Source organism: Hydrogenivirga caldilitoris (genome assembly GCF_003664005.1).
In the GTDB taxonomy this organism is placed as follows: domain Bacteria; phylum Aquificota; class Aquificia; order Aquificales; family Aquificaceae; genus Hydrogenivirga; species Hydrogenivirga caldilitoris.
In genome coordinates this window covers 1,145,883-1,160,570 of record NZ_RCCJ01000001.1, presented here as the reverse complement: position 1 = coordinate 1,160,570, position 14,688 = coordinate 1,145,883, and the positions used below count along the sequence as shown (strand labels likewise).

The following is a 14,688-nucleotide window of genomic DNA, read 5'->3' as shown; positions in this document are numbered from 1 at the left end:
CATGGGAAGGTTTCTCGTTCATATCTGCTGTGCGCCCGATGCCCTTTACTTCCTTGAAAGGTTCCGGCAGGACAATCCCGGTTCAGAGCTTATAGGTTTCTTTTACGACCCTAACATCCATCCTTATGAGGAGTATAAACTGAGGCTCATTGAAACCCAAAGAACCTGCAATAGACTGGGAATTAAGCTTATAGAGGGTGAGTATAACGTGGAGGGCTGGCTTGGGGCGGTAAAGGGTCTTGAACATGAACCTGAAAGGGGAGAAAGATGCTCCGTTTGCTTTGACCTGAGGCTGCAGAGGTCTGCCCAGCTTGCAAAGGAACTCGGGTGTGAGGGCTTTACCACAACCCTGCTCATGAGCCCAAAGAAGAAATTTCAGCAGCTGAAGGAAAGCGGGGAGAAGACTGCTTCGCAGTATGGGGTTAGATTCATAGCCCCCGATTACAGAAAGGGCGGGGGGACCCAGGAGATGTTCCGTCTGACTAAGGAGAACGAGCTTTACCAGCAGGATTACTGCGGTTGTATATATGGACTCTTCAAACAGAAAGAGGGGGAGATATTCTGGGACCTCGTATCCTTCAGTGGAAGGAGACCTGGCTCCAAGGAGGAGAGCCTATTTATAAAGACCCTGAGAGTTAAGGTGGAAGAGCTTAAGCTTCCCGTAAAGGAGTTTGAAATTCCCTTCCTCGGCTGGAAACTCCTGGAAGGAGGAGTCTGGGTTAATAACAAAGCCATACCCTCCATCGTGGTACCCTACTCACAACCGATAAGGGGTAAAGTAAGGGCAGACGTAGAAAGGGTAGTAGGAGACACCCTTTACCTCAACAAACAATTCGTAAGGATTATCTTAACCGACAGCCTGAAAGATTGTCCTCTTGAAGAAATCCCCGCTCATACCTCCCCTACTTTCAGAGTGCCAAAGGAGTACAAGGGTCTGCTTCTTGAAAATAGAATAGAGGTAAGATTAAATGCCGAGTTCGTGCCAGAAAAGACGAGAGTTCTCCTGATAGGCAAGGAAGAGGCAGAGAACCTGATAGGTGTGCCTGCTGACACCCTTCAGGACGGAAGGGGATATAAAGAGGAGGAGGTTTCCAAACTTATAGAGAAGAGTGCGAAGGATATAGCCGAGGGGAAGACTTCAATAATCCTTCTCGGAGCCCATTCTTTGGGACGCGTGGGACAGAGGTACTTTGAGGAGATAACAGGCAGGAAGATAGACAGGGTTCTGGATTACCCCTGAGAACCCCCTTCCAGTTTCCTCTTTCCTTCCTCCCACAACTTATCCATCTCTTCAAGGCTCATATCCTTTAGGTCTCTTCCTTCTTCCCTTGCCCTTACCTCTATATAGCTGAACCTTCTTATAAACCTATCATTTGCCTCCTGCAGGGCTTCCTCCGCGTCCACTCCTACGAAGCGTGCCAGCTCTACAACAGCCGTGAGTATGTCTCCTATCTCGTGTTTAATGTTATTCCTGTCCCCCTTTTCAAGGGACTCCTTCAGCTCGTTTATCTCCTCCTCTATCTTTTCAAATACCTGAGATATGTCCGTGAAGTCAAAGCCAACCTGTGAAGCCTTGTCCTGGAGCTTCTGGGACCTCATAAGGGCAGGCAGGTGCTTGGGGATACCTTCCAGAACGCTTTCCCTTCCTTCCATCTTCTTCTTCTCCCAGTTCTTTAAGACTTCTTCGGGATTTGCATCTCCGAAAACGTGAGGATGTCTCTCTATAAGTTTCTTTACCAGATTGTCTATAACCTCATAAATATTAAAGGCACCCCTCTCCTTAGCTATCTGGGCGTGGAAGACGGGCTGGAGTAGAAGGTCTCCCAGCTCCTCCTTCAGTTTTTCGTCGTCCTTAGAATCTATGGCATCCAACACCTCGTAGGCTTCCTCTATGAGGTACTTCTTCAGACTCTCGTGGGTTTGCTCCCTATCCCAGGGACACTTACTCCTTAGCTCCTCCATAACCTTTACAAGCTCTTCAAAGGTGCGCTTCTCCATAACGGGAATATAGTATCTTAAATTTATGCCCGGCAGAGCTTATGACTGGTTGAGGCAAGCGGAGGAAAAGGTTGTAAAGGCTCTCCATTTACACCTCGTTTGACACCACGGGGCTTCCCGTCCCCGTTGACCTTATAGGTAGATTGCCATAAGCCGAGTTAAACTTTCACAAAAATTTCACGATGAAGATATAATGTGTAAACAAACCTTACAGGAGGTGTGTGCCATGCGAGACCTTTACCAAGCCTTTGCAGAGGCAAGGAAGCTTAACAGGGAGAGGGGTTTCACCCTGATTGAACTCCTCGTTGTCATCGCAATTATCGCCATACTTGCGGCTATAGCCATTCCGCAGTTTGCAAAGTACAGGATGCGGGCATTCAACAGCGCGGCAGAATCAGACCTGAGGAACCTTGCAACCGCTGAAGAAGCTCTGTATGCGGACTTTCAGATATACGGTAGCTCAGAGAATAATCCATTGAATGGATTAACAGGTACCTGTGGTAACGGAGCTACGCTCACGGGTCCGCTGAACGGGGCAACCCAAACCGTTGCAGGCGCTGCTGTTGCAGGAACAAGAGCTACAGATGGTCTTGTTACAGGTGTCGGCTTTGGTGTTAGTGCAAACGTTGATATAGTTGCTAACACGGATGCCAACTGTTCTACATATGTTGCGGCTGCACACCATAACAACGGAAATACCGAGTATGCTAAGGACGCGGATTCAACAGCCATCTATATATGTAGAGACGACACCTACGTTGGAAACGCTGCAGGAGCACTACCTGTTAACCCACCTGCTCCAACTCCAGATAATGATGACCTAAACGGTGTAGGTTGCGGTGGTCTCGTAGGTTGGGTTGTACAGTAATCAATCTATTGCCCCCCCTTGCGGGGGCTCTTATATGATTAATGGAAATTCTGAAGCTTGAAAACATACATAAATCCTTTAACAAGCGTGAGGTCCTGAAAGGGATAAGCCTATCCCTTCACCGTGGTGAGATCTTTGGCTTCATAGGTCCAAACGGCGCCGGAAAATCAACCACCATGAAGATAATAATGGGTTTCATAAAGCCCTCTTCCGGAAAAGTTTTTATCTTTGGAAAGGAAAACACCGACTCTAACCTGAAGAGAGAGGTTGGCTTCCTTCCTGAGCATCCTTACTTTTACACAAACGTTACAGGAAAGGAGTTTCTTAAATTTGTTCGGTTGGTTTCAGGGGTTGAGCCCAAGGAGTTCTGGAACAGGGTTGACATTTATGGGAAAAAGTTGGAGATAAGCTGGGCTCTTGATAAGAAGCTGTCAGAATACTCAAAAGGTATGCTCCAGAGGTTTGGAATACTTCAGACTGTTGTATGTGAACCCGAACTGATAATACTTGACGAACCCATGTCAGGTTTGGATCCCATAGGGAGAAGGATAGTCATGGATCTCATATTGGAATTGAAGGCTAACGGTAAAACGGTTTTCTTCAGCACTCACATACTTCCCGATGTCCAAAGGGTGTGTGACAGGGTAGGTGTTATTGTGGGGGGGCGCTTAACAGATATAGTTGAGGGTAAAGATATTGAGAACATAGAAGAGCTATTTCTTGAAAGGGTTAAAGAAGCTGGATTGAAGGAGGTTTTGTGATTGAACAGGCTCTTGGGTTTTGCATACATAACGGTTAAGGAAAATGTCAGAAGGAAGAGCTTTTATGGTGTTGCCATCGTATACTTTTTATCGCTTCTATTTGCAAGGGTATTGACAGAATTTTCACTTCAGGACCTTACCAAGTTCTTAACCGATTTTTCTTACTCTTTCCTGACCTTCTTTCTGGTAGTATCTACGCTCTTTATAACAACGGATGTAATGGCAAAGGATATAGAGAAGAAGGCTATATACACCATAATATCAAAGGGTATCTCAAGGGATGGTTATGTGGTAGGAAGAGCTTTCAGTTTCTTAGTTTTTACACTCATACTGACAGCTGTTTTGGGATTTTTATTCCTTGTGTCTGTGAAAGGATTGAACGTTTATATACCCGATGCTTATAAAAAGGAAGTACTTCTTATTCAAGGGCTTGTCGTCATTGCAGTTCTATGGGTCAAGCTGTTTTCTCTTTCCACGGTGGTGATATTCTTCTCAAGCTTCATGAGTACCTTCTTTCTAGTTTTTTTAGCAAGCGTTGTGATTTACCTGGCAGGTTCTTCTATAGAGAACCTTTACTACTTCATAACTTTTAATGAGGGCAAGGTAAGCCCGTTAGTCGCTTACGCTGTTAAGATTCTGTTTTATGCACTGCCCAACTTTTCAACTCTTGGGGTTGATGTTATTCTGGGTACAGAACCTTTAAAGGTAGGTAGGGTTGTGCTGGAGCTATTAAAATCTCTGACTTACAGTGGTTTCCTTTTAGGACTTAGCATGCTTGTATTTAGAAGAAGGGAGCTCTCATGAGGTCATTTATTATACTTTCTATTTCACTACTCTTCTTTTGCATGAATCTTATGCTGTCTCATTTTATTGCCAAGGACTTGAAGAGAGATTTTTCGGAAAGTTACCTTCTCTTAAACAAGGCTGCCCTGATAGCTGTGCCAAGGGATATCCACTTCGGGACTAGCGACATGAACTTTGTAAACACTCTCTCCTTTATTGGTTACTCCCTGGATGTGGGGAGAGGTCATATCAACAGAAAGGTGGCGCTAAAGGTTTACACAAGTCTTGACGCAATCACAACATACAATCCCAGATACTTTGACCCTTACTACGTGGCAAATGCCTTTCTCACGTGGGATGTGGGACTTTATGAGGAGGCTATAACTCTATTGAAGAGGGGCATGGTTCATATAGACGATTGGCGAATTCCCTTTTATATAGGATTCATATACTTTTACTTCTTGAATGACAACCTGAACGGTGCTGAATATCTGAAGATAGCTGCGAGGCATCCATCTGCTAGGGAATACAACTTGCTGCCCCTTTTAGCTTCAAGGCTCTACTATGAGGAAGGAAAGTATGAGCTCGCCATAATTTTACTCAGAGAGCAGCTCAGGATAATGAAAGATGAAAATATGAAAAAGGCTGTGGCTTCAAGACTTAAGACTTTGCAGACCGCTTACGAGATAAGTAAAGCCATAGACCAATTCAGGCTTAAATTTGGAAGGAACCCTAAAAGCATAGAAGAGCTTGAGACTGCTGGACTTATACCGAAAGGTTTGAAGGATAGTGCGGGTGGAAAGTTTTATATAACTCCAGATGGGAAAGTAAGGAGTGAAAGCGAGCTTTTCCCGATAAAGAAAAAGCTTCTTGAAGAAAGGAGGAGAATGTGAGGAAAGGTTTTACTCTTATAGAAATACTTGTTGTCTTTGCCATATTAGGGATAATCGTCAGCATAGCTATACCCGCATATACAAGGTACGTTACCAAAGCCTACAGAGGAACGGTCATATCCGATGTTAAAAATGCAGTTCTTGCCGTTGAGGCTTTTCTATCCGATTATAAAACGGTTCCTACGAACTTCTCCTGTCCGGCTTCTGGATTCGGTCCCTCAGTATGCAGTTTGACCGACGGAACAAATACCATGCAGAACGTAGTTTCTGTTTCTAAAAATGTCCAATTGTCCTATGAAAAGTTAGCGAGCTGTGCTGGGACTGGGGGAGAGGTTTATAAAATACACGGTGTTCATGCATTGCTCCCCAACTGGGGTTTCTGTTTTGACGCGTGCCTTGGTGAGTATTTTGAAACTGATGGTAGCGGTTGCCCGTAAGCTTATAATTACCTCTGTATGAAACACTACCTTGTCCTTGAGAGCTCCGAGTTCAGCATAGACCCTCCGGGTGGAATGCTACTTTACAAAACCCCTGCGGGCAAACCCATAAGGGAGGAGCTTGTGGAGGGGAGAACCCTTGATGAAAGGGTCCCCTTCAAGTTTCTTAACCCTATCCAGACACTCTTCTTCAAAAAATACAGAAAAGGCAACGCCCTTGTGACAGCTCCCACCTCGGCAGGAAAGAGCCTGATAGCCTTTGCCTTTATGAAGGGAAAAAAGGGGAAGAAGGTCTATACGGCTCCTACAAAATCCCTTGTATATGAGAAAGCCCTTGAGCTCAAAGGTTTGTTCGGTGAAAGGGTTGATGTCAGAACGGGGGACATAATTGAACTCTATAAAACGAGCCGCTCGGAAGTCGTTGTAGCAACCTACGAGAACTTAGCCCTTGCTTTGAGGAACAAGCTCCAGTGGGTTATGGAGGCTGGGAGCATAGTTATAGATGAGGTTCACCACCTCATGGGTTCACGGGGTTGGGTTCTTGAGGAGATAATCACTCACCTTCTGGAGAGGGGAGTTGAACTCCTTGGACTCTCTGCAACTCTCCCCGGGAGTGTGAGCCTTGCTAAGTGGATAAAGGCTGAGCTTTTCATAGAATCCTTCTGGAGGCCTGTGCCCCTTGAAAGAAAGGTCATACCTCTAACCGAGTTCAGGGAATTTGTAAAGGTAAAGGAGCAGGATGAGAGGCTCGCAGCTAAGCTTCTGACTGCCCTCTACGAACTAAAGAAGCCAGACGAGCAGGTTATACTCTTCGTCCACAAGAAGAACGTTGGTTGGAAGGTTCTTGAACTTGCCAACAGGGAGAAGATAGGGGTTATGAACGAGACCGTCCCCTTTGACAAGGAGGAGCGTGAAGAGGTGGAGCTTGCCTTTCACAACGCTGACATACCCAAGGAGGAGAGGGAGGAGATAGAGAGAGCCTTCAGGAAAGGGGAACTCCCTGTGCTGGTGGCTACCCACACCTTAGCCTACGGGGTAAACCTTCCTGCCGACACCGTTATGATAGGTGTGAGAGCCTTCTATGACAGAAGGGAAGGGAAGATAAAGGTATTTCCGAGTCAGCTTGATATACTCCAGATGGAAGGCAGAGCGGGAAGGCTTGGAATAAAGGAAAAGGGATACTCCTACCTCCTCCCTTACGGGGCAAAACCCCACACCCTTGAGGAAGAGTTACGGAAAAGCCTTGAGGGCGAATTCACCCCCTACATGAAGAAACAGGTTGAGGAAGGCGAGCTCAGTGAGGAACTTGAGAAGGTTTTGAGTTTATTTGTTCTCATAGGCTTTCTGTATGAGGGGAAGAAGTTTAGAAACTTCCTAAAGAGAACCTTCTCCCTGAAAGAGTATTCAAGAGACCCCATGATAGATGATATTTATGAGTGGCTTGAGGAAAGGGGGTACATAGAGAACAACAGGTTATCAGACAAAGCGCTCTTCTGTATAAGGTCAGGTATGTCCCCGATAAACTACGAAGAGTTCCTGAGGAGGAAACTTCTGAGGCTTGATAAGCTTACAGTTGTCAGACCTTTGCTCTTCGTGAAGCGTTTTGATGGTTTGTACGAGTTCGTCAAGAGGGGAGAGAGTTTCCCCGAAGATGAGTTTTACATAAGGAGTAAGCTTGCACCCTGCGGTGGTGAGTGCTTTGCGGACAACACGGACCAGTTTCTCTTCTACATAGAAGGGCTGACCTTTAAGTACAGGAATATTCAGAACCCACCCGGTGAGTTCTCCTATCTTGGGACGGATGCCTTGCACCTCCTGAGAATTCTCCTTGATATAAGGAGCTTTGGGGACTTGGATTGGTCAAACGAAGAGATACTCCGGATAGCCCACTCGGTGAAGTACGGACTCACGGAAGAGTACAGCTCCTTAGGAGGTATAAAGGGGATAGGGCATATAAGGGCTAACCTTTTGAAGAGGCTCATACGGGAAGAGGCTTTACAGCCACCGCCCATAGGTGGAAAGACAAAGGATTTCATTGAGAATTTAAATGCCGTTGAGGGAGGACTTGAGAGAAGGCTCGCTGATATACTTGAAAGAGACCGGTACCATGGAGACGTGAGGAGAGTGGAGATAGAGGTGAAGCAGGTTATCAAAAGGCTTGAGGGGAACAGGGAAGGAGTCCTTATAGATGACCGCATACTCAGAACCTTTGGGCTTTTCTCCTTAGGTCCGGAGGCTCTTTCTATGAAAAAAGAGAGCTTGCTGAGCAGGGTACTTGGGTAAGGATATAATCAATAACAGACTATGAACGCAGGGGTCAAATTCTCTCTTACACTTATCATTTTGCTCTTCCTGTCTGCCCTGCTTGCGGACTTTATAGCTCCATATCCTTACGACCTTCAGAATAGGAAGTCTCCTTACCATCCTCCTACAAGGGTACATATCGTGAAGGAAGGAAGGCTCACCTTACCTTACGTTAATCTCTATGAGCTGCAGGACCCATTGTTTAAAGTGTACAGGGAGAATGAAAGTATATCCTGTAGGCTGAGGTTCTTATCAAAGACGGAGTTCGGTTTTAAGCTCGTAAGCGTTGAAAAGCCCTGTAAGCTCTACCTGCTTGGAGGTGATAAGCTGGGTAGGGACGTATTCTCAAGACTCCTTTACGGAGCGAGGTACTCTCTCGGTGTGGGGATAATAGGTACATTGGTGACCTTCTTCATAGGCGCAATCGTGGGAGGAATCTCTGGATACTTCGGGGGAAGGATAGACTCCCTTACGATGAGACTTGTTGAAATTCTCATGTCCATACCGACCTTCTACCTACTTCTCTCCCTGAGAGCTGTATTCCCATTGGAACTTTCCAGTGGACAGATATTTCTGATGATCGTTTTCATTCTGTCTCTCCTGGGTTGGGCTGGACTTGCAAGGGTTGTAAGGGGTATGGTCCTATCCATAAGAGAGAGGGAGTTTGTATTAGCAGCTAAAACTTACGGTGCTGGAACTTTCCGAATACTCAGAAAACATATCCTTCCAAACACCTATTACTACCTCATTGTATCTGCTACCCTTTCTATACCTGCTTACATACTCGGCGAAGCTGCTTTGAGTCTTCTGGGTCTGGGCATACAGGAACCAGAACCAAGCTGGGGAAACATGCTCTCAGAGGTCAGGAATACGAACATACTCTCCTCTTTCCCCTGGATGCTTTCTCCAGGCATGGCTATATTCTTAACGATACTTGCCTTCAATATACTGGGAGACAATTTGATAAAGAAGAGATGAAGGTTAAGGTAAAGAGGTCCGGGGCTATATTCATAGGGATAACTGTGTTTTTAGGAGTTGCTGCAGCAAACACGGGCAATAACCTTCTTTACATACTTGTCTCATCAATGCTTGCCCTTATGCTCACATCTGGTATTAGCTCAATAATAAACCTTAAAAACATAGAAGTCCGCCTCATCCCACCACCAGAAATTTATGCCCACAGGAGAGCATCCTTCAGGGTTATCGCTAGAAAGAGCAGTGTTATTCCTTCCTTTTTGATAAGGGTCTCCTCCGGAATAGACGAGACACTGTTCCCGATTGTAGACAGAAGGGAAAGGGAGACACATTTAGGTTTTCTATTTGAAAAGCGGGGAAGAGTTGATAGGGTTAGGCTCACCCTCAGCTCCGATTTCCCACTCGGTATGTTTGTAAGGTCTATGGATATATCCCTGGACGTTCCGATTGTGGTCTTTCCTGCTCCTATCGTAACTTCCCTTCGCATATTGAGCTCAGGTTCGTCAATGGAGGGACACTCTCCCTATCCTTTTCTTACCAAAGGCTATGAAGAACTCAAGAGCATAAGGGAGTATGCGGGCGAACCTATAAAGCTCATTCACTGGAAGTTGAGTGCTAAGAAGGATGAACTGCTGGTTAGAGAGATGCTTGACGAGGAGAAAGAACCTGTTGTGCTTACCCTTGATATGGTTGAGGGAGACATAGAAACAAGGTTATCAAAACTCGCTTACCTTACAATTGAGCTAATCAGACTGGGTTATCCGGTGGGTTTGAAATTAGGTGATAAAGAAGTTCCCCCGGAGAGGGGGAACCTCCAAAAACTTCACATACTTAGAGAGCTTGCTCTTTACTGACCGTTTAAGATTACGACGTTCTTGGCTCTTGGACCCTTTGCGTCTTCTTCAATCTCAAACTCCACTCTTTGACCCTGCTCAAGGGTCTTGAAGCCTTCTCTCTGGATGGCTGTGAAGTGGACGAAAACATCGCCCTCGTTGTCGTCACGGGTGATAAACCCGTATCCTTTGTCCTTGCTAAACCACTTAACTGTGCCTGTGAGACCCATGGAACTAAAACCTCCTAAAAATTTCTTTGAACCTGAAACCGCGAAAGGGTAAGGCGCCCTCCCCTATCGTTAGGCTCCAAGTTCACTGAACAATATAGATTAAGGCTCTATATAAGTCAAGGACTTTCTTTAACTTTAAGGTTTTTTTCCATGAACTTTGCCGCTCTCACTATAGCGTCCTTTGAGGCAAGGTCATCGGCAAACCTTCTTCTGTTCCCATCCCTGAAGTCAAAGCCCCTTCCAACTCCTGGGTAAACGACTATATATGCCTCTCTCCCATGGCTCTTCAGGTAGTCAATCGCCATAAGAGCTGGTCTAAGCCGCTGATACTGCTCCTCGCTTCCAACGAAGAACATTACGGGAACTGTAACCTTCTCTATATCTTCGTGATACCTGTAAACCTGCATGGGTTCTGGTCTGTTTGGGTCCTGCAGGTGAGGATAGTATCCAACCCAGCAAGCTATGTCCCTAACCTGCCTGTTCTTTGCCACGAGAAGCCTGAGGGAGTAAAAACCTCCCCTTGTAAGCCCGTAAACGCAGACCTTTTTAGGCTCTATATCTTCCCTTGATAGGGCATAGTCCAGCACCTTGTTGGCGTCCTCTTCAACCACTGGGTCGTGCTCAATTGGAAACTTCTCTATAAACCTTCCCGTGTAAAGGTCTGGTGCTACAACAATGAAGCCTCTCGCCGCCAGTCTTTTGGCGTGGAGCTGGAATAACTCATCTAAACCCCTTCTTCCATGAAGGAAGAGAACGCCCGGAAACTTACCTTTCTCTCTGGGTCTGGCTACCATCACGGGAATCTCAACCTCTCCGTTCTTTACGGTAACCCAGTTAACCTCAACCTGATAATTCTTAGGAGGCTCTATGTATCCATCGTTCCACCACCTCTCATCCCACCACCAGGCTTTGTCCCCCCTTTCATCAAGCTTCTTTATCATGTTTTCTATGAACTCATCAGCCCAGGATACGGAGAAGAATACCGATAAAAGAAAAACCAACAGTTTCATGGCTCACCCTCCTCTCTTTGAGTAATAAAATATACCACCTATGTTTGATTTTAAGGTTATAACCAGGGACGGCAAGGCACGTAGGGGGAAGCTGAAGACCTCTCACGGGGAGATAGATACCCCGGTCTTTATGCCCGTTGGAACTCAGGGAACCGTTAAGGCGATGACCCACAGGCTCCTTGAAGAGATTGGAGCCCAGATAATCCTTGGGAACACGTACCATCTTTACCTAAGACCTGGCTTGGACGTGATTACCGGGGCGGGAGGACTTCACAGGTTCATATCCTGGGACAAACCGATACTGACCGACAGCGGCGGTTATCAGGTCTTCTCCCTTGCGCAGGGGAGGTTCGGAGACAGAAAATCCAAGGTAAGGGTGAGCGATGAAGGGGTTGAGTTTAGGGACCATCTCGCTGGAGACCTCCACTTTTTTACACCCGAGAGGGTCGTTCAGATTCAGGAAGCCTTCGGCTCGGACATAATAATGCCCCTTGATGAATGTGTTGAATACCCAGTTGACAAAGAGTACGCAAGAAAAGCTTTGGAGAGGACTCTGAGCTGGCTTGACAGAAGCATAAAGGCAAAGAGCAGAGAGGAGCAGTCTCTCTTTGGTATAGTTCAGGGAGCTTTCTTTGAGGACCTAAGGGTTGAAGCGGCTAAGAGGACTGTGGAAAGGGAGCTTCCCGGATACGCCATAGGTGGTCTTTCGGTGGGTGAACCTAAGGAGATCATGTACTCAATGACAGAACTGGTTTGTGAATACCTGCCGGCAGACAAACCTCGCTACCTAATGGGAGTTGGAAAACCCGAGGATATTATTAACGCTGTGGCAGCCGGCGTGGACATGTTTGATTGTGTTGTCCCGACCAGGAACGCCAGGACGGGTACCCTCTTTACCTCTCTGGGTATCGTGAACATAAGGCATGAGAAATTCAAGAAGGACTTTTCTCCCCTTGACCCTAACTGTGACTGTTACACCTGCAGGAACTTCACCAAAGCCTATCTGAGACACCTCTTTGTGGCTGAGGAGATAAGCTCTTACGTTTTAAACACTATTCATAACCTACGTTTTTATCTGAGACTAATGGAAGATATTAGAACCGCCATTGAAGTAGGCAAGTTTGAGAGTTACAGGAGGGACATCCTTGAGAGGGTGACAAGAAAGCTTTAGCCCTTTACCCACCTCTCGTTTACAACGCTTTCAGCTTCAACAGGAACATTTTTTAGGACTATGTGTCCAGCCTGAACCATCGCATGCTCAAGGGCTTTTTTCACCTCTTGGGCTGAATCTTCAGGGCACTCAACGACTATCTCGTCGTGTACCAGGTTTACAACCCGCCCCTCCAGACCTTTCTTACGCATTTCAACATCAAACATCAGAACTGCAAGCTTCAGCAGGTCAGCCCCTGTTCCCTGGATGGGATAGTTGACCGCATCGGTGAAGGTGGTTGCCCTGTAAGACCTTCCCAGCAGGGTCGTTCCCGTCACCTCTTTGTTTTCCTTTAGCTCCCTTTTCACCCTGTCGTGCCACTCCTTAAAGGCGTGAAAGAACTTGAAGAACTTCTGTCTGAAGACGTCAGCTGCATCCAGTTCAAGATTAACCCCATAACTGCTCCTTGCGTATTCAGATAGACCTCTTGCAGATATCCCGTATATCAAACCAAAGTTCATAGCCTTTGCAAGCTGTCTCTCCTCCTTGGATATCTCCTCCTCCGGTTTTTCAAGAACGAGGCTTGCTGTGTACCTGTGAAGGTCTTTCCCTTCACGGAAGGCTCTTAACATACTCTCATCGCCAACGTACTCCGCAGCTATCCTTAGCTCAATCTGAGAGAAATCCGCTATAACAAAGAGGTTACCCTCCTCTGCCTTGAAGAGGCTCCTCATATCCCTTGGTATATTCTGAACGTTAGGATTTGAACTTGACATCCTGCCGGTTACAGCCCCTATTTGCTTGAAGTCAGGATAAACCCTCCCTTTACTTATGTAGCCACTCAACTCCTTCAACTTGTCAAGGGCTTTCTTTATTCTTCTTATCTCAAGTATCTCTCCAACTTCCCTCTTGTGGGAGAACTCAGCGAGGGTTTTATCGTCCGTTGACAGGTTCCCTTTTTGGGTCTCTGGAAGGCTGAGTCCAAGCCTCCTGGTAAGAAAGTTCCCTATCTGCTTAGGGGACATAGGGTCAATACGGTACTTTATGTAAAAGTCCATTATTAACCTCTGGAGCTTCTTTTCAAACTCTCTGGAAAGCCTCTCTATCTCCTCTTCATCAACAGGTATGCCGCTCAGCTCAAGCTTTGCTACCTCTTGTACAAAAGCCATCTCAACTATGGTTACCGGATTTGTAAGACCGAACACACGGGCTGTTCTTGTGTTTAACAGCTCCTCCCCTCTGTCGGTACCTCCTATAGAGTTGAGTCTTTCCTTCATCTTTGCAAAGAGCTCTCTCACTATGAGGACGTCGGTCGCCGCGTACTCAATCTGTTGCTTTGTGAGGTTCGTTCTTGACCAGTCGGAGAGCTGTAAGGATTTATCCAGTGTATATCCAAGTAACCTTTCTGCTACATAGCTCAGGGAGTGCCTTTCGTAACCTAACAGAAAACTACCTATCATGGTGTCAAAGGTAGCGTAAGGGATAATTTCCAAAGGATACATGAACTTGAGGTCAAACTTGAGGTTGTGTCCCACGATACCTTTCCTTGATATGAGTTCCCTGATAAGTTCAACGGCTTCTGGCAGGTCAAAGAGGTCAATTACAAATATGCTCTCCTCGTTTCCCAGTTGGAAGAGCCTTATCCTGTTTCCCGCTGTTTCCGTATCCAGAAATACATAGGGACTGTTCTCAAGGTTGGATAGAGCTCTAACCAGAGACCCTCTTTCCGTAACGTATTCATACTTCATTAATAATAATATCTACGCCTTCCAAGGAACTTATCAATTAAAAAGTATCCAGCGAGGAACCCCCCTATGTGAGCCCACCAGGCTACCCCTCCTATTCCTACCAGGGGAAGGGATACAAAACCATTCACAAGCTGTATGAAGAACCATAGTCCTATGAATACCGCTGCGGGAAGCTCCATAAAGGTCATAAAGAAGAAAACAGGAACCAGTGCAAGTATCCTTGCGTGGGGGAAAAGTCTTATATAGGCTCCCAGGATACCGCTGACTGCACCACTCGCACCAACCATCGGTACGTGCCCCCCTCCAAAAAGGAGACTTATAAGGGTCTGAACCAGTGCGGCGGATAAACCTGCGCTTAGATAAAATAGCAGATATCTGAACTTACCTAACCTGTCCTCAACGTTGTCCCCAAAAACCCACAAAAACCACATGTTTCCGATAATGTGGAACCAGCCACCGTGTAGGAACATGTGGGTAAGCAGTGTATAGGGTTTTTCAAGAACTTTTGCCGGTACCAGACCAAACTCTCTTATGAAGACCTCAAGGGCGTTCACCTGACCCTGTATAGTTATTATCACCTTCTGGGACAAACCCCACTCGTAAAGCCAGGCGATAGAGCACAAGACTATTATGGTGACGTTCATGGCTGGGAAAGTTCTTGAGGGGTTTATGTCTCTAATCGGTATCATTTTTGCATC

15 protein-coding genes are annotated in these 14,688 nt (G+C 46.2%); 10 read left to right on the top strand and 5 right to left on the bottom strand.

The window, feature by feature from the left end; all coding sequences use genetic code 11:
• Position 1 precedes the first annotated feature (1 nt).
• Positions 2–1,240, top strand: coding sequence for an epoxyqueuosine reductase QueH (locus BCF55_RS06365; protein ID WP_121011647.1), 1,239 nt, complete (start codon positions 2–4; stop codon positions 1,238–1,240).
• On the opposite strand, the gene mazG is transcribed toward BCF55_RS06365, so the two are convergent.
• Complete coding sequence (gene mazG, locus BCF55_RS06360; protein ID WP_121011644.1) at positions 1,231–1,998, bottom strand: nucleoside triphosphate pyrophosphohydrolase; 768 nt, start codon at positions 1,996–1,998, stop codon at positions 1,231–1,233. The two genes, BCF55_RS06365 and mazG, sit on opposite strands and share 10 nt — an antisense overlap.
• A 226-nt stretch (positions 1,999–2,224) precedes the next feature.
• On the opposite strand from mazG, the gene BCF55_RS09860 reads away from it, so the two are divergent.
• From BCF55_RS09860 to BCF55_RS06320, 8 genes are read left to right on the top strand one after another with little or no spacing between them, the layout of a single operon-like run.
• Positions 2,225–2,866 (top strand): prepilin-type N-terminal cleavage/methylation domain-containing protein, encoded by a 642-nt coding sequence (locus tag BCF55_RS09860; protein ID WP_121011641.1) that lies wholly within the window; start codon positions 2,225–2,227, stop codon positions 2,864–2,866.
• Between the two features lie 41 nt (positions 2,867–2,907).
• On the top strand, positions 2,908–3,627 hold the full coding sequence (locus BCF55_RS06350) for an ABC transporter ATP-binding protein (protein ID WP_121011638.1): 720 nt from the start codon (positions 2,908–2,910) through the stop codon (positions 3,625–3,627).
• On the top strand, positions 3,628–4,431 hold the full coding sequence (locus tag BCF55_RS06345) for a hypothetical protein (protein WP_121011635.1): 804 nt from the start codon (positions 3,628–3,630) through the stop codon (positions 4,429–4,431).
• Entirely contained in the window at positions 4,428–5,303 is an 876-nt protein-coding gene (locus tag BCF55_RS06340) for a tetratricopeptide repeat protein (RefSeq protein ID WP_121011632.1), read from the top strand. Before BCF55_RS06345 ends, BCF55_RS06340 begins: the two co-directional genes overlap by 4 nt.
• Entirely contained in the window at positions 5,300–5,740 is a 441-nt protein-coding gene (locus BCF55_RS06335; protein ID WP_121011629.1) for a type IV pilin protein, read from the top strand. The genes BCF55_RS06340 and BCF55_RS06335 overlap by 4 nt, the downstream gene beginning before the upstream one ends.
• Before the next feature lie 18 nt (positions 5,741–5,758).
• Positions 5,759–8,023: a DEAD/DEAH box helicase gene (locus tag BCF55_RS06330; RefSeq protein WP_121011626.1), complete on the top strand. Its 2,265-nt coding sequence runs from the start codon at positions 5,759–5,761 to the stop codon at positions 8,021–8,023.
• A gap of 21 nt (positions 8,024–8,044) precedes the next feature.
• On the top strand, positions 8,045–9,022 hold the full coding sequence (locus tag BCF55_RS06325) for an ABC transporter permease (protein WP_121011623.1): 978 nt from the start codon (positions 8,045–8,047) through the stop codon (positions 9,020–9,022).
• Positions 9,019–9,873: a DUF58 domain-containing protein gene (locus BCF55_RS06320; protein ID WP_121011620.1), complete on the top strand. Its 855-nt coding sequence runs from the start codon at positions 9,019–9,021 to the stop codon at positions 9,871–9,873. Before BCF55_RS06325 ends, BCF55_RS06320 begins: the two co-directional genes overlap by 4 nt.
• Here the strand turns inward: BCF55_RS06320 and BCF55_RS06315 are convergent.
• Both BCF55_RS06315 and BCF55_RS06310 read right to left on the bottom strand, forming a co-directional pair.
• Positions 9,867–10,082, bottom strand: a complete 216-nt coding sequence (locus BCF55_RS06315; protein WP_121011617.1) for a cold-shock protein — start codon at positions 10,080–10,082, stop codon at positions 9,867–9,869. The genes BCF55_RS06320 and BCF55_RS06315 overlap by 7 nt on opposite strands.
• Positions 10,083–10,198: 116 nt before the next feature.
• Positions 10,199–11,092, bottom strand: coding sequence for a dienelactone hydrolase family protein (locus tag BCF55_RS06310; protein WP_121011612.1), 894 nt, complete (start codon positions 11,090–11,092; stop codon positions 10,199–10,201).
• A gap of 40 nt (positions 11,093–11,132) precedes the next feature.
• Here BCF55_RS06310 and tgt point away from each other — a divergent pair, with 40 nt between their 5' ends.
• Positions 11,133–12,263: a tRNA guanosine(34) transglycosylase Tgt gene (gene tgt / locus BCF55_RS06305; RefSeq protein WP_121011609.1), complete on the top strand. Its 1,131-nt coding sequence runs from the start codon at positions 11,133–11,135 to the stop codon at positions 12,261–12,263.
• Here the strand turns inward: tgt and BCF55_RS06300 are convergent.
• Both BCF55_RS06300 and BCF55_RS06295 read right to left on the bottom strand, forming a co-directional pair.
• Positions 12,260–13,990: a bifunctional 3'-5' exonuclease/DNA polymerase gene (locus BCF55_RS06300; protein ID WP_121011606.1), complete on the bottom strand. Its 1,731-nt coding sequence runs from the start codon at positions 13,988–13,990 to the stop codon at positions 12,260–12,262. The two genes, tgt and BCF55_RS06300, sit on opposite strands and share 4 nt — an antisense overlap.
• Complete coding sequence (locus tag BCF55_RS06295; protein ID WP_121011603.1) at positions 13,990–14,679, bottom strand: rhomboid family intramembrane serine protease; 690 nt, start codon at positions 14,677–14,679, stop codon at positions 13,990–13,992. Before BCF55_RS06295 ends, BCF55_RS06300 begins: the two co-directional genes overlap by 1 nt.
• Positions 14,680–14,688 lie beyond the last annotated feature (9 nt).